The sequence below is a fragment of the Gallaecimonas aegicerasi genome (genome assembly GCF_045291545.1).
Classification (GTDB): Bacteria; Pseudomonadota; Gammaproteobacteria; order Enterobacterales; family Gallaecimonadaceae; genus Gallaecimonas.
In genome coordinates, this window is the sequence record NZ_CP149514.1 from 1,940,108 (window position 1) to 1,955,894 (window position 15,787).

Annotated in this window: 13 protein-coding genes and 2 tRNA genes; 3 read left to right on the plus strand and 12 right to left on the minus strand. The window is 54.7% G+C overall.

Annotated features, from left to right (window positions below):
- Positions 1-58 precede the first annotated feature (58 nt).
- The 10 genes from infB to rlmE form a co-directional block, all read right to left on the minus strand.
- The gene (gene infB, locus WDB70_RS09630) at positions 59-2,704 is read right to left on the minus strand and encodes a translation initiation factor IF-2 (RefSeq protein WP_406663765.1); all 2,646 of its coding nucleotides are present in this window, start codon (positions 2,702-2,704) and stop codon (positions 59-61) included.
- 27 nt (positions 2,705-2,731) lie between these two features.
- Positions 2,732-4,243: a transcription termination factor NusA gene (gene nusA, locus WDB70_RS09635; RefSeq protein ID WP_406663767.1), complete on the minus strand. Its 1,512-nt coding sequence runs from the start codon at positions 4,241-4,243 to the stop codon at positions 2,732-2,734.
- Positions 4,244-4,271: 28 nt separating this feature from the next.
- Entirely contained in the window at positions 4,272-4,727 is a 456-nt protein-coding gene (rimP, locus tag WDB70_RS09640; RefSeq protein ID WP_406663769.1) for a ribosome maturation factor RimP, read from the minus strand.
- A gap of 209 nt (positions 4,728-4,936) precedes the next feature.
- Positions 4,937-5,013: transfer RNA gene (locus WDB70_RS09645), tRNA-Met, on the minus strand.
- Positions 5,014-5,073: 60 nt separating this feature from the next.
- A tRNA-Leu gene (locus WDB70_RS09650) sits at positions 5,074-5,160 on the minus strand.
- 11 nt (positions 5,161-5,171) lie between these two features.
- Entirely contained in the window at positions 5,172-5,510 is a 339-nt protein-coding gene (gene secG, locus WDB70_RS09655; RefSeq protein ID WP_406663771.1) for a preprotein translocase subunit SecG, read from the minus strand.
- Positions 5,511-5,696: 186 nt separating this feature from the next.
- Positions 5,697-7,037 (minus strand): phosphoglucosamine mutase, encoded by a 1,341-nt coding sequence (gene glmM, locus WDB70_RS09660; RefSeq protein ID WP_406663773.1) that lies wholly within the window; start codon positions 7,035-7,037, stop codon positions 5,697-5,699.
- Complete coding sequence (gene folP / locus WDB70_RS09665; RefSeq protein ID WP_406663775.1) at positions 7,034-7,837, minus strand: dihydropteroate synthase; 804 nt, start codon at positions 7,835-7,837, stop codon at positions 7,034-7,036. The genes glmM and folP overlap by 4 nt, the downstream gene beginning before the upstream one ends.
- 47 nt (positions 7,838-7,884) lie before the next feature.
- Complete coding sequence (ftsH, locus tag WDB70_RS09670; RefSeq protein WP_406663777.1) at positions 7,885-9,804, minus strand: ATP-dependent zinc metalloprotease FtsH; 1,920 nt, start codon at positions 9,802-9,804, stop codon at positions 7,885-7,887.
- 46 nt (positions 9,805-9,850) lie between these two features.
- A complete protein-coding gene (gene rlmE / locus WDB70_RS09675; RefSeq protein WP_406663779.1) occupies positions 9,851-10,480 on the minus strand; it encodes a 23S rRNA (uridine(2552)-2'-O)-methyltransferase RlmE in 630 nt (209 codons plus the stop codon).
- 75 nt (positions 10,481-10,555) lie between these two features.
- On the opposite strand from rlmE, the gene yhbY reads away from it, so the two are divergent.
- Positions 10,556-10,849: a ribosome assembly RNA-binding protein YhbY gene (gene yhbY / locus WDB70_RS09680; RefSeq protein WP_406663781.1), complete on the plus strand. Its 294-nt coding sequence runs from the start codon at positions 10,556-10,558 to the stop codon at positions 10,847-10,849.
- A 38-nt stretch (positions 10,850-10,887) separates the two neighbouring features.
- Here the strand turns inward: yhbY and greA are convergent, their stop codons facing one another.
- The gene (gene greA, locus WDB70_RS09685) at positions 10,888-11,364 is read right to left on the minus strand and encodes a transcription elongation factor GreA (RefSeq protein WP_406663783.1); all 477 of its coding nucleotides are present in this window, start codon (positions 11,362-11,364) and stop codon (positions 10,888-10,890) included.
- A 209-nt stretch (positions 11,365-11,573) separates the two neighbouring features.
- Between greA and WDB70_RS09690 the strand changes: the two genes are divergently transcribed.
- Both WDB70_RS09690 and WDB70_RS09695 read left to right on the plus strand, forming a co-directional pair.
- On the plus strand, positions 11,574-11,783 hold the full coding sequence (locus WDB70_RS09690; protein WP_406663785.1) for a hypothetical protein: 210 nt from the start codon (positions 11,574-11,576) through the stop codon (positions 11,781-11,783).
- An 85-nt stretch (positions 11,784-11,868) separates the two neighbouring features.
- On the plus strand, positions 11,869-12,534 hold the full coding sequence (locus WDB70_RS09695; protein WP_406663787.1) for an OmpA family protein: 666 nt from the start codon (positions 11,869-11,871) through the stop codon (positions 12,532-12,534).
- A gap of 36 nt (positions 12,535-12,570) precedes the next feature.
- Here WDB70_RS09695 and carB read toward each other — a convergent pair whose 3' ends face one another.
- On the minus strand, positions 12,571-15,786 hold the full coding sequence (gene carB / locus WDB70_RS09700; RefSeq protein ID WP_406663789.1) for a carbamoyl-phosphate synthase large subunit: 3,216 nt from the start codon (positions 15,784-15,786) through the stop codon (positions 12,571-12,573).
- Between the last annotated feature and the right edge of the window lies 1 nt (position 15,787).

Sequence of the window (15,787 nt, forward strand, 5' to 3'; positions counted from 1 at the left end):
TGCATCCTCAAGACAAAGACGGGGGCCACTGGCCCCCGTCTGTTGGTGCCTGGCGCTCTTACAATGAGCGCGTCACCTCGACGGTTTCGAAGACTTCAATCTGGTCGCCAACGCGAACATCATTGTAGTTCTTCACACCGATACCACATTCGTAACCGTTCTTGACTTCCGGTACATCATCTTTGAAGCGGCGCAGTGACTCCAGCTCCCCTTCATAGATAACGACGTTGTCACGCAACACGCGGATAGGCGCGGAACGCTTGACCACCCCTTCGGTGACCATACAGCCCGCAACTGCGCCGATCTTCGGTGCTTTGAACACGTCCCGTACTTCCGCCAAGCCGATGATCTGTTGCTTGAACTCCGGAGCCAGCATGCCGGTCATGGCCTGCTTAACCTCTTCGAGCAGTTCGTAGATCACGCTGTAGTAACGCAGATCCAGATTCTCGGTCTCAACCACCTTACGGGCCGAGGCATCGGCACGAACGTTAAAGCCAAGGATGATGGCATTGGACGCAGCCGCCAGGGTGGCGTCGGTTTCAGTAATACCACCAACACCGGAGCCAACAATCTTGACCTTGACCTCATCCGTAGAGAGCTTCAGTAACGAATCGCTGATAGCTTCCACAGAGCCTTGTACGTCCGCTTTAAGTACCACGTTAAGCTCAGCCACTTCGCCTTCAGTCATGTTGGCAAACATGTTTTCCAACTTGGCTTTTTGCTGACGGGCCAGCTTCACATCACGGAATTTACCCTGACGGTACAGTGCCACTTCTCGGGCTTTTTTCTCGTCCCGAACAACAGTGGCTTCATCACCGGCTGACGGTACCCCAGACAGGCCAAGGATCTCCACCGGAATGGACGGGCCGGCTTCTTTGACTTCATTGCCGTTTTCATCACGCATGGCCCGTACCCGGCCATATTCCAGGCCACACAGCACGATGTCGCCCTGCTTGAGAGTACCGGACTGCACCAGAATCGACGCAACCGGACCACGGCCTTTGTCCAGGCGGGATTCGATAACCACACCGGAGGCCATACCGTCTTTCACGGCGGTCAGCTCCAGTACTTCAGACTGCAGCAAAATGGCATCGAGCAGTTCGTCAACACCCAGACCGGTCTTGGCTGATACGGGTACGAACTGAACCTCACCACCCCAGTCTTCCGGCAATACGTCGTGTTGCGCCAGTTCGCCTTTCACACGTTCCGGATCCGCTTCGGGTTTGTCCATTTTGTTGACCGCAACAATCAGCGGTACACCAGCAGCCTTGGCATGCTGAATAGCTTCTTTGGTCTGCGGCATGACGCCATCATCAGCTGCAACAACCAGTACCACGATATCGGTGGCTTTGGCACCACGGGCCCGCATTGCGGTAAAGGCGGCGTGACCAGGCGTATCGAGGAAGGTGATCATCCCTTTCTCGTGCTCCACATGGTAAGCACCGATATGTTGGGTAATGCCACCGGCTTCACCCGAGGCAATTTTGGCCTTCCGGATATAGTCCAGCAAAGAGGTTTTACCGTGGTCAACGTGACCCATGATGGTCACTACCGGCGCCCGTCCTTCAACATGGGCTTCGGTATCACGGTCTTGCAGTACCGCCTCTTCGAGCTCATTTTCTTTACGCAATACAACCTTGTGGCCCATTTCTTCTGCCACAACCTGAGCTGTTTCCTGGTCAATAACCTGGTTGATGGTGGCCATAGCACCCATTTTCATCATCACTTTGATGACTTCGGTTGCTTTTACCGCCATCTTGTTGGCCAGTTCACCTACGGTGATGGTTTCACCGATTTGTACTTCACGGGTTACCGGCTGGGCTGGCTTGTTAAAGCCATGCTTCATGGACGCGGGAGTACGGCCCCGGCCCTTTTTCGGCAACCGCGCACTGCGACGGTCTGACTCACGCTCACGCTTGTCAGAATTGCGCTTGCTCTGGCCCTTGGCTTTACTACCACGGCGACGGCCTTCGGACTCACGCTCAGCCTCTACTTCCGCTTCTTTAACATAAGCGGATTTACCGTCGTCGACCTCTTCGACCTTTTTCTTCGCTTCTTCAGCCAGACGTTTCTCACTTTCTTCAGCCAGGCGACGAGCTTCTTCTTCTGCCTTACGGGCTTCTTCTTCCGCTTTTTTCAGCGCCTCGGCTTCTTGTTTGCGTTTCAGCTCTTCCGCCTCTTCTTTCAGGCGCTTAGCTTCCGCATCGTCTTTTTTCGGTTTACCGGCGGCTTTGGCTTTTTCACTGGCTCTGGCCTGAGCTTCGCGGCGAGCCTTTTCTGCCTCTTCACGACGGGCACGTTCTTCTGCCAGTTTTGCTTCAGCTTCTTTACGCGCCTTTTCTGCCGCTTCCTGACGGGCCTTTTCTGCCGCTTCCGCTTCCAGGCGCGCCTGTTCTTCGGCCGCCGGATCACGTTTTACGTAGGTGCGTTTCTTGCGCACTTCCACTTGCACTTCTTTGGCGCGACCGCCAGTGCCAGAAACTGACAAGGTGCTTTTTTTCTTCCGCGTCAGGGTCAGCTTACTGGGGGCACCATCGCCGCCACCGTGCTGTTCCTTCAGGTGAGTCAGCAGTTTGGTCTTTTCTTCCTCGCTAACAGCATCCGCAGGAGACTTCTTGATTCCTACTTCAGCAAACTGCTGGATCAGGCGATCAACCGGCGTACCTACATCACTGGCAAGTTTTTCAATTGTCACATCTGCCATTTAATTCTTTCCTCCGTTGATCCCGTTTTAGGCCTCAGCGTCGTCACCGAACCAGCAGATGTTACGGGCAGCCATAATCAGCTCACCTGCTTTAGCTTCATCCAGCTCGTCGATGTCGGTCAAATCGTCTACACCTTGCTCAGCCAGGTCTTCGAGAGTACGAATACCTTTGCTGGCCAGGGTATAGGCCAGGTGCCGCTCAAGCCCTTCCAGATTGAGCAGATCCTCAGCCGGTTCAGCGCCTTCGAGGCTTTCTTCAGTGGCCAGAGCTGCGGTGGTCAGTGCCGCCTTGGCACGGTTACGCAGCTCTTCCACCAGTTCTTCGTTCAGACCGTCGATTTCCAGGAACTCGGCGGTCGGTACATAAGCAATTTCTTCGAGCGTTGAGAAGCCTTCGTCTACCAGCATGGCGGCGAAATCTTCGTCAATCTCCAGCTTGTCAATAAACAGCTGTACCAGCTTGCCTGCTTCGGCCTGATGCTTGGCGTTGAGGTCGGCAACGGTCATCACGTTGAGTTCCCAGCCGGTCAATTGACTGGCCAGACGCACGTTTTGGCCGCCACGGCCGATGGCCTGGGCCAGATTGTTCTCTTCGACAGCGATGTCCATGCTGTTGGAGTCTTCGTCAACAACGATGGACGCTACATCGGCCGGCGCCATGGCGTTGATAACAAACTGTGCCGGATTGTCATCCCACAGCACGATATCGACACGCTCACCGCCCAGCTCACCGGACACGGCCTGTACCCGCGCACCACGCATACCAACGCAGGCACCGATAGGATCGATACGCCGATCGTTGGTTTTCACAGCAATTTTTGCCCGGCTGCCCGGATCACGTGCGGCACCACGAATTTCGATCAACTCTTCACCGATTTCCGGCACTTCAATACGGAACAGCTCAATGAGCATCTCCGGGCGCGTGCGGCTTAAAAACAGCTGGGCGCCACGGGCTTCTGGGTTGACCGAATGCAACAGCGCCCGTACCCGATCGCCAGGACGGAACGATTCACGAGGCAGCATCTCATCACGGAACAGTACAGCTTCCGCGTTGCTACCCAGATCCAGTACCACGGTGTCGCGGTTGGCTTTTTTCACCGTACCGGTGACCAGTTCGCCAACACTGTCTTCAAACTGTTCAACAACCTGAGCCCGTTCAGCTTCACGCACCTTCTGCAGGATCACCTGTTTGGCGGTTTGCGTGGTAATACGGTCAAAAGTGATGGAGTCGATTTGTTCTTCAACATATTCGCCGGCTTGCAGAGCGTCGTTTTCTTCCATCGCCCGGGCGGCTGACAGCGACACCTCTTTGAGCGGATGCTCCAGGACGTCATCACTGTCTTCAACAATCAGCCAACGGCGGTATGTGTCGAAGTCACCGGTTTTGCGGTCAATAGCGACCCGCACATCAATATCTTTGTCGTGCTTTTTCTTGGTAGCAGTCGCCAAAGCGGCTTCCAGGGCCTGGAAGATTTTTTCACGCGGAACCGCTTTTTCATTAGAAACAGCGTCGACAACCAGCAGGATCTCTTTGTTCATCGGGATGCCTCGTTACACCTTGCCGTGTTCAAAACTGTGGAACCACATTGGCTTTATCAATGTTATTGAAGGCAAAACGGTCTTCTTTGCCTTCATAAGCCAACAGGATCATGTCGCCTTCTATGGCAACCAGCTTGCCTTTGAAGCGGCGTCGACCCGCTACCGGCACAACCAGTTTGATTTCAATATCGCTACCCACCACTTTGTCATAATGGGCCGGCACGAAAAGGGGCCTGTCCAGTCCCGGAGAGGAGACTTCCAGGTTATATTCGCTCGCAATAGGGTCCTCGACATCCAGCACAGCACTGACCTGATGACTCACTTCGGCACAATTATCTACGGTGACTCCATCCGGGCCATCGATAAACAGCCGTACAGTGCTACTGCGGCCGGCTTGTACCAGTTGCACGCCCAACAGCTCAAAGCCCAGAGTGGCGACGGCCGGGGTTAACATGTCAGTAAGTTGCTGTTCCAGTTTTGCCAAGGCAACCTCGTATCACAAATAAAAAAAGGGCAATAGTGCCCATTTTGACCGACTGTCACGACCAAACCATGACAGTTTCCTACGCTGTATCGCTTACACAGCGTTCAGACAGCAAAAAGCCCCGAACATGCGGGGCTTTTCAACCTGACGTTGATAGACCCCGCACGGGGTCAATCTGGCAAGGTAATATTGCCCCTTGCCAAGATGTTTGGTTGCGGGAGCCGGATTTGAACCGACGACCTTCGGGTTATGAGCCCGACGAGCTACCAGACTGCTCCATCCCGCGTCAAACAGGCCAGCCATACTACTGGACTTGAAGGGTTTTCTCAAGTCCGAGGCTGATTCTTGGTGCCGAGAGCGGGACTTGAACCCGCACGCCAATTAAGGCACTACCCCCTCAAGATAGCGTGTCTACCAATTCCACCATCTCGGCCAATTCTTGCATCAGTTAGTCGGTACGTCCGGCTTCTCTGATGTCGGTTTTTTCTCTTGCTTTTGCTGCTGCGGCGCAGTTTGCTGCTGCAGGTTTTGCCATTTATCGTCAGGCTTGGCCTGCTTGGTTGTCATATTCCCCAGCGCCAGGCTGAGAATGAAGAACAACACTGCGGCAATAGCGGTGGAACGAGTCAAAAAGTTACCCGAACCGCCAGCACCGAACACGGTGTTCGAGGCTCCTGCTCCAAAAGACGCACCCATATCGGCACCTTTACCTTGCTGGATCAACACCAGACCGATAAGTGCCAGCGCCACGAGCAGGTAGACCACTAGCAATACTTGATACATAGTCAGTCGTTTCCTGTCTCTGGCAGGGAGTGGCCCCCGCCGCGCCGTGATTGTCGCAAATTAACAACCACTGTCAAGCGACTCGAGCAGTGGCCACTGGCCCTTCTCCTCGAAAGCGGGGCAGATATTAACGAACGGTGTGACGCGCCGCAAGATGATTTTTCAAAATGCGGCGCAAGTGCTGCATTATTGGGCAGCCTCCGTCACTGCTGCCGCAATGGCCTGCGCACATTGTTCCACCAGCGCTTTGTCCTGACCTTCGACCATAACCCGGATCAGCGGCTCTGTGCCGGACTTGCGCAGTAGCACCCGCCCCTGCTCTCCCAGTAACTGCTCGGCGGCCGTTACCGCTTCACTGACACCGCTTGTTGCCATCGGTTCGCTGCCTTTGACGTAACGCACGTTAATCAGCCGCTGTGGAAACTTTGGCATGGCTGCAGCCAGTTCCTTTAATGGCCGTGCACTGCTAACCAGCGCGTGCAACACCTGCAGGCCAGCAACAATACCGTCGCCAGTGGTAGTGTGATCGAGATTGATAATATGCCCGGAAGACTCGCCCCCCAGCTTCCAGCCTTTCTCCTTGAGCATGGCCAGTACGTAGCGGTCACCAACACTGGCTCTGGCAAAAGCAATACCTTTTTCTTTTAGGGCCAGTTCCATTCCCAAGTTGGACATGACAGTACCGACAACGCCGCCGGACAAACGGTTTTGTTGCTGTAAGAAACTGGCAATGATGAAAATCAACTGATCGCCATCAACCAGTTGGCCGCTGGCATCAACCATCATCAGCCGGTCACCATCACCGTCCAGCGCCAGGCCAACATCTGCCCGTACTTCCACCACTCTGGCAGCCAGCGCTTTGGTGTCAGTGGCACCACAGCCAGCGTTGATATTGCGGCCATCTGGGGAGGTACCGATGGTGATCACTTCAGCCCCCAGCTCCCGAAATACTGCCGGAGCAATATGGTAGGTAGCGCCATTGGCGCAATCGACCACCATCCGTAGCCCCTTAAGCGACAACTGCGGCGGAAAATGTGACTTACAAAATTCAATGTAACGACCGGCAGCATCATCCAGACGCCGGGCTTTACCCAGCTGCTCAGAGCTGATGCCATGCATCGGCTTATCTAGTTCAGCTTCAATCGCCAGTTCCACTTCATCTGGCAGTTTTTCGCCGGCACTGGAAAAGAACTTGATGCCATTATCGTGATACGGGTTATGGGAAGCGGAAATCACCACCCCCGCTTCGGCCCGAAAGGTGCGGGTCAGATAGGCAATAGCCGGTGTCGGCATCGGCCCGAGCAGCTCAATATCAATACCAGCCGCAGACAAGCCAGCTTCCAGAGCGGACTCAAGCATATAACCGGAAATACGCGTGTCTTTACCAATCAGCACCTTGTTGGAGCCCCGCCCTGCCAACACTTTACCGGCAGCAAAGCCCAGCTTTAAAGCAAACTCCGGTGTGATAGGGTACTCACCAACCAGCCCGCGTACGCCGTCTGTGCCAAAGTATTTTCTGTTACTCACTCGCTGCACTCCGTTTCTGTTGCCTGCCAGACCCGCAACACATCACAGGTTGCTCTGACATCATGAACGCGAATAATACCAGCCCCCCGCTGCGCAGCAAGCAAAGCGCAGGCCAGAGAACCAGGCAAACGCTCATCGGTTGGCCGTTCCAGTAGCTGGCCAATCATCGACTTACGAGACATACCCACCAATAGCGGTAGCCCCAGCTTCGCCAGCTCCGCCTGGCGGTTCAGCAAGGTGTAATTATCGCGCAGGGATTTACCAAAGCCATAGCCGGGGTCAAGCCAGAGGCGGCTGCGGGCAATGCCGGCGGCTTCACAGGCATGCACACGCTCAGCCAAAAAGGCGCTGACCTCGGTCAGCAGGTCCTCATAATGAGGTGCCGTCTGCATAGTTCGGGGCTGCCCTTGCATATGCATCAGGCAAATCTCGGCCTGACTGGCAGCAACCGCCGCCAGCGCCCCAGGTTCACGCAGCGCACGGACATCGTTGATCATGTCAGCGCCTGCCGCCAGAGCGCCGCTCATCACCGCAGCCTTGGATGTATCCACTGAAACATGAATATCAAAACGCTGTTTAATGGCCGCAACCACTGGTACTACCCGCGCCACTTCTTCGTCTGCGGCGACCTCGGCGGCCCCCGGGCGGGTCGATTCTCCGCCGACATCAATCCAGCTGGCACCCTCGGCGATCATCTGTTCGCTGCGGCGTAAGGCGGCATCCAGCCGCAGATGCTGGCCGCCATCGGAAAAGGAATCAGGGGTGACATTCAATATGCCCATGACCTGCGGCAGTTTCATTGCAAACTCCAGATAAAGAAAACCCCGAGCAAGCTCGGGGTTTGGCATCAGTTAGCGGTTGCCTCACCACCGGAAGGCTGGATTGGCTTGTCTGAATCACCAGCCGCCGGGGGCGTGTCATCCGGCTTGGGGGGTTGCCAGTCCGCGGGAGCCCGCACATCGCGACGGTTCATCAGATCGTCAATCTGCTTGGCATCAATGGTTTCGTACTTCATCAGCGCATCTTTCATGGCATGCAGGATGTCCATGTTGTCTTCCAGCACCTTCTTGGCGCGCTGATAGTTGCGGTCAATGACGTGTTTGACTTCTTCATCAATGGCCCGGGCAGTCTCATCAGACATGTGCTTGCTCTTGGCAGCACTGCGCCCCAGGAACACCTCACCATCTTCTTCGGCGTACAGCAACGGCCCCATTTTTTCTGACAGGCCCCACTGCGTAACCATCTTGCGGGCAATGTCCGTGGCCCGCTCAATGTCGTTGGAGGCACCCGTAGTGACCATTTCCGGCCCATAGATGATGTCTTCTGCCAGACGACCACCAAAGAGACTGGAGATCATGCTTTCGAGTTGCTGCTTGGAGTGGCTGACCCGATCGCGCTCCGGCAGATACATGGTCACCCCCAAGGCCCGGCCACGGGGAATAATGGACACCTTGTAAACCGGATCGTGCTCTGGCACCAAACGACCGACAATGGCATGCCCGGCTTCGTGATAGGCCGTCATTTCCTTTTCTTTTTCGGTCATCACCATGGAGCGGCGTTCGGCGCCCATCATGATTTTGTCTTTGGCTTTTTCAAACTCTTCCATGCTCACCAGGCGTTTATTGGTGCGTGCCGCAAAGAGTGCCGCCTCGTTCACCAAATTGGCCAGATCAGCACCGCTGAAGCCAGGCGTACCACGGGCAATCAGCGCAGGTTCGACATCATCGGCTACCGGCACTTTGCGCATATGTACTTTTAGAATCTGCTCACGGCCACGAACATCAGGTAACCCTACCACAACCTGGCGGTCAAAACGGCCCGGACGCAGTAAAGCCGGGTCCAGTACATCTGGGCGGTTGGTTGCAGCGATGACAATAATGCCTTCGTTGCCTTCAAAGCCATCCATCTCTACCAGCATCTGGTTGAGGGTCTGCTCACGTTCATCATGACCGCCGCCAAGGCCGGCGCCACGTTGGCGGCCAACAGCGTCAATTTCGTCGATGAAAATAATGCAAGGTGCGGCTTTTTTGGCCTGTTCGAACATGTCACGTACCCGGGAGGCACCAACACCGACGAACATTTCCACAAAATCCGAGCCAGATATGGTGAAAAACGGCACTTTGGCTTCACCGGCAATGGCCTTGGCCAGCAGGGTTTTACCGGTTCCCGGTGGGCCTACCATCAAGACCCCTTTAGGGATTTTGCCACCCAGTTTCTGGAACTTGGACGGATCTTTGAGGTAATCCACCAATTCAGCAACTTCTTCTTTCGCTTCTTCCACCCCTGCCACATCAGCAAAGGTGGTTTTAACCTGATCTTCACTAAGCAAGCGGGCTTTGGACTTGCCGAACGACATGGCACCTTTGCCACCGCCGCCCTGCATCTGGCGCATGAAGAAGATCCAGACCCCGATCACCAGCAGCATCGGGAACCAGGAAATCAGGAGATTGGTCAACAGACTCGGCTTTTCCGGTTTCTTGGTGTAAACCTGCACACCATGAGTTTTGGAATCATTGATCAAGTCTTTGTCATAACCACCGGGGATCACTGTTTCAAAGTGCTCACCGCTTTTGAGCACACCACGGATCACTGAATCCTTGTTATCGACATGGATCTCTTTGACCTGCCCTTTGTCTGTCCAGTCAATAAACTGGGTGTAACTGACACCCGCCTGACGAGACTCAGTGCCATTGAAGCTCTGGAAGACCGCCATCAGTACGACAGCAATGACCAGCCAGAGAATGAGATTTTTTGCCATGTCGCTCAAAGTAAGCACCTCTTAAAAAGCCGAAGGGCTAATAGATGGCAGGGTACTATAACTTATACCCACTAGCCACAATGTAAACTTCCGATGACCGCGATCGGGAAGCCTCGGGTTTGCGCGTTTTCACTGACGTGAACGCCGCCTTAATGGCTTTGAAATACTCATCAAAACCCTCCCCCATAAACACCTTTACGGCAAAACTGCCGCCGGGGGTCAAAACCTGATGACACATCTCCAGTGCCAGCTCGACCAAATACATGGCCCGAGGCTGATCAACACCTTTGGTACCACTCATATTAGGCGCCATATCCGATAGCACTACATCGACTTTGCGCCCACCGATCCGCGCCAACAGCGCATTGAGCACCGCCTCCTCGCGAAAATCCCCTTGCAAGAAGGCCACTCCGGGCAGTGGGTCCATCGGCAAAATGTCGCAGGCAATGACTTCACCGCTGTCGCCAACCAGTTCACTGGCCAGTTGTGACCAGCCGCCGGGTGCAGCGCCAAGATCCACCACCGTCATGCCTGGGCGTATCAGCCAATCTTTTTGCTGTAGCGCTTCCAGCTTGAACACTGCGCGGGAACGCAGGCCTCTTTTTTGCGCTTCTTTGACATATTGGTCGTCAAAATGCTCCTTGAGCCAGCGGCTGGAGCTGGCAGAGCGTTTGTTTTTCGGCATAACGGTCTCTCGACGTTTATCTTCACCTGTAAATGGCGATAAAATTACGGTTTTCAACCCACAAGGGTCTATTTCATGGAACTGACGCCGAAACAGCGCCAACATCTCAAAGCTCTGGCACACCCGTTAAAGCCAGTGGTGATGCTGGGAGTCAACGGTTTGACCGAAGGCGTGTTGGCCGAAATCGAGCTGGCGCTTGAGCACCACGAGCTTATCAAGGTTAAAGCGGCCACCCGCGACCATGAGCTCAAAGCGGCTATTTTTGACACCATTGCCGAACACACCGGTGCAGCAAAGGTGCAAAAAATTGGTCATATGCTGGTGTTTTACCGGCCAGCGCAGCAACCGACAATCCGTCTTCCGCGCTGAAGGCGAGGAAAAGGCCGCCTGCCAGGCGGCCTTTTTATTCAGACGTACTGCACGTCAGTAATTTCATACTCTTTAGCACCAGACGGCGTTTGTACCGTCACGGCATCGTCTAGCTGCTTGCCGACCAGCGCCCGGGCGATGGGGGAGCTAACAGAAATCAGGTTCTGTTTGATATCAGCCTCATCATCACCCACGATGCGGTAGGTCACTTCTTCGTCAGTATCCAGATTCAGCACAGTGACGGTACTACCGAAAATCACCTTGCCGTTGTTTGTCATTTTGGTGACATCAATAATCTGGGCATTAGAGAGCTTGCCTTCGATCTCCTGAATACGCCCTTCACAGAAACTTTGCTGCTCACGAGCCGCATGGTATTCAGCATTTTCTTTTAAGTCGCCCAGCTCACGCGCTGTGGCAATAGCTTCAATAATCTGTGGCCGACGCACGGATTTAAGGTGCTTGAGTTCTTCACGCAGTTTGTCGGCACCCGCCTGGGTCATGGGGATCGGCTTCATGGCTTCTCCGTATCATTAGCTGAATTCAGACAACAAAAACCCGGCACCGCGCCATGGCAATGCCAAGTCTGTTGTGTTTTTTTGCATTCTAGCGAAAACCAACAGCAAAACACTAGCCTCCTGAGTCGCCCGTACTACACTAATCAGATACTGCTAATGGAGAAACCACCATGACCACGGTAATGTCACAGGGCGAAAGGCGTATAAAGATGCCCAACCTTCAGCAGAACTTTGAAATGTTGGACGAAATGCAGCTCGATGCGGTTTATGCCCTGATGAAAGTCGGTGCCAGGCTGTTGTTTGTACGCAACGCCCAACAGGATCCGCTGGCTATTTTAGAACATAACAGTCATTACATCACCGTAGGTGCTGACGGCCATATTGACCTGCACCCGGCCGTAAAGATACGCAGTCACTGAATTAAAAGTGAATAATGACACGCTGACTGCCTGCAGGCAGGCGGTGGCCTGTTATTATTCAGGGTAACCTTGTGGAGAGACAATCATGTTCAAAGTCAAACAGTTACCCGTTATGGCTCTTGCCGCATCCATTGTTCTGGCTGGCTGTACTACCGTCGACCCGAATACCGGCGAAACCCAAACCAACCGTACCGCGACAGGGGCCACCATTGGCGCTATCGCCGGTGCCATTCTGGGCAAATCCACCGGTAGCCACCACCGTGATCGGGCACTGGTCGGTGCCGCTGTTGGTGCCCTGGCCGGGGCCGCAGTAGGCAACTATATGGACCAGCAGGAGCAGGAAATTCGCCAGCAAACAGCAGGCACCGGCATTGATGTACAACGCAATGGTGACAACCTGCTGCTGACCATCCCTGACGGCATCACTTTTGATGTTGACCGTGCCGACATCAAGCCACAGTTCCAAAGTGTGCTCAGTGACTTGGCAACAACCCTGAACCGTTACCCCAAAACCATGGTGGAAGTGTCCGGCCACACCGACTCCACCGGCTCCGCCAGCTACAACCAGACCCTGTCCGTCAACCGTGCTGACTCGGTAAAAAGCTTTCTGGTTCGTCGCGGCGTCATGCCGGAGCGCATTCACACTGTCGGTTATGGCCAGACCCGGCCTATCGCCAGTAATGCCACCGCTGCCGGCCGAGCCAAGAACCGCCGGGTGGAAATTGAACTGATCCCTATCGTCAATAACTAAGCCCATAAAAAAGCCCGCCGGTCGGCGGGCTTTTTCTCAGCATTGCTGCTGCATTTCCTGAACCGATATCACCGAATCACGATCCGATACCGTTTTTGACATACAGGTGGCAAAGGCGGCATTAAGGGTCGTGGTGTAGCTGACCTTGTGCATCAAGGCGCCACGGCGCATCACTTTAGAGTCCTCGATAGCCTGACGGCCCTCGGTGGTGTTGATGATGTAGCAGTATTCGCCGTTTTTAATGCGGTCGAGAATATGCGGCCGGCCTTCATGCACTTTATTGACCAAGCGTGGGTTAATGCCCGCTTCGCCCAGCACAACCGCAGTGCCGTGGGTGGCATCCAGCTCATACCCCAGCTCCAGGAGCCGGTGCGCCAGATCGACAACCCGTCCTTTATCGGTATCACGCACCGACAGCAAGGCACGGCCGGCTATTGGCGTGACCGTACCGGCTCCCAATTCGGCTTTGGCATAAGCCTCAGCAAATGTTTTACCGACGCCCATCACTTCGCCAGTGGAACGCATCTCTGGCCCTAAGATAGGGTCAACCCCGATGAACTTGGCGAACGGCAACACCGCTTCTTTTACGCAGTAATAGGGCGGCACAACTTCTTCAGTGATGCCCTGCTCTGCCAGAGACTGCCCCGCCATCACCCGGGCGGCAATTTTTGCCAGCGGCAAGCCTGTGGCTTTCGAGACAAAAGGCACTGTCCGAGACGCTCGCGGATTCACTTCGATAAGGTAAATTTCGTCATCCTTCACCGCGAACTGGGTATTCATCAAGCCGATAACATTCAGTTCAAACGCCAGCTTACGCACCTGCTCACGCATGCGCTGCTGCACATCCTGGCTGAGCGTGTACGGCGGCAGCGAACAACCCGAGTCTCCGGAATGCACACCGGCTTGTTCAATATGCTCCATGATGCCGCCAATAAGCACATCCGTGCCATCACAGATGGCATCAATGTCGACCTCTACAGCGTCATCAAGGAAGCGATCCAGCAGTACCGGACTGTCGTTAGAGACTTTCACGGCATCGGTCATGTAACGGCGCAGGTCGACTTCGTCATAGACGATTTCCATGGCGCGGCCACCCAGCACATAAGACGGCCGAACTACCAGCGGATAGCCAATATCACGGGCCTTGAGTACCGCTTCTTCGAGATTGGTAACAGTCGCATTGGCTGGTTGTTTGAGATTAAGCCGCTCGACCGCTTGCTGGAAACGTTCCCGGTCTTCGCTGCGGTCAATGGCGTCTGGGCTGGTGCCGATAATAGGCACACCGGCGGCTTCCAGTGCCCGAGCCAGTTTTAGCGGCGTTTGCCCGCCGTATTGCACAATGACCCCTTTGGGCTGCTCAATACGAACGATTTCCAGCACGTCTTCAAGCGTAATGGGTTCGAAATAAAGGCGGTCTGAGGTGTCATAGTCGGTTGAAACCGTTTCCGGGTTACAGTTGACCATGATGGTTTCGTAACCATCTTCGCGCATTGCCAGCGCCGCATGTACACAGCAGTAGTCAAACTCAATGCCCTGACCAATACGGTTAGGACCGCCGCCGATGACCATAATTTTGGCTTTATCAGACGGCTTAGCCTCACACTCTTCATCGTAGCTGGAGTACATGTAAGCGGTAGAGGTAGCAAATTCAGCAGCGCAGGTATCAACCCGTTTATAGACCGGGAAAATACCGTTGTTGTGGCGAATTTTACGCACTTCTGATTCGGCTACGCCCAAGATGGCGGCCAGGCGGGCATCACTGAAGCCTTTGCGTTTTAGATGACGCAGCGCTTCGGCATCAAGCCCAGCCAGGCCGGCCTCAGCCACCTGTTGCTCATGGCGTACCAAATCTTCGATTTGCACCAGGAACCAGGGGTCGATGTTGGTCAGCCGGAACACACCATCAACACTCATGCCGGCACGGAAGGCATCGGCAATGTACCAAATACGCTCGGCACCGGCTTCTTTGAGCTCACGGCGCAAAGTTGCCAGGGCTTCAGGGTCATCCAAGTCCAGCATCGGGTCAAAACCACTGGCGCCCACTTCCAGGCCTCGCAGGGCTTTTTGCAGTGATTCTTGCAGGTTCCGGCCCATGGCCATCACTTCACCCACTGACTTCATCTGCGTGGTCAGGCGGTCATTGGCACCGGCGAACTTTTCAAAGTTAAAACGCGGAATTTTCGTAACTACATAATCAATGGACGGCTCAAAAGAAGCCGGTGTGGCACCGCCAGTGATGTCGTTCATCAGCTCATCAAGGCTGTACCCCACGGCCAGCTTGGCGGCAACTTTGGCGATCGGGAAACCGGTGGCTTTGGAGGCCAGCGCGGACGAACGCGACACCCGCGGGTTCATTTCAATCACCACCATCCGACCGTCTTTCGGGTTCACCCCGAACTGGACGTTAGAGCCACCGGTTTCTACCCCGATCTCACGCAGTACCGCCAGAGAGGCGTTACGCATGATTTGGTATTCCTTGTCGGTCAGGGTCTGGGCCGGTGCTACCGTAATGGAATCCCCGGTGTGAATACCCATGGGGTCAAAGTTTTCGATGGCACAGACGATGATGCAGTTATCGTTTTTGTCCCGCACCACTTCCATCTCATATTCTTTCCAGCCAATCAGGCTTTCATCAATGAGCAGTTCGTTGGTGGGGCTGAGATCCAAGCCGCGCACACAGATCTCTTCGAACTCTTCTTTGTTGTAGGCAATACCGCCGCCGGTGCCGCCCATGGTGAAACTGGGGCGAATAATGCAGGGCAGACCGATGTCATCAAGGATGCTCTCACAATCTTGCCAGCTGTGGGCAATACGCGCCCGCGGTACATCCAGACCAATGTTGTGCATGGCCTCAACAAAACGCTCGCGGTCTTCGGCTTTATCAATGGCATCTGCTGTAGCGCCGATCATTTCCACACCGAAGCGTTCCAGTACCCCGTGCTTGTTCAAATCCAGAGCACAGTTCAGCGCTGTCTGACCGCCCATGGTCGGCAAAATGGCATCGGGGCGCTCTTTTTCGATGATTTTTTCCACCACCTGCCAATGTACCGGCTCAATGTAGGTGGCATCGGCCATTTCTGGGTCGGTCATGATGGTGGCCGGGTTAGAGTTCACCAGGATCACCCGGTAGCCTTCTTCACGCAGGGCTTTACAAGCCTGGGTGCCGGAATAATCAAATTCGCAGGCCTGGCCGATCACGATGGGACCAGCGCCGAGGATCAGAATGCTTTGAATATCGTTACGTTTTGGCATG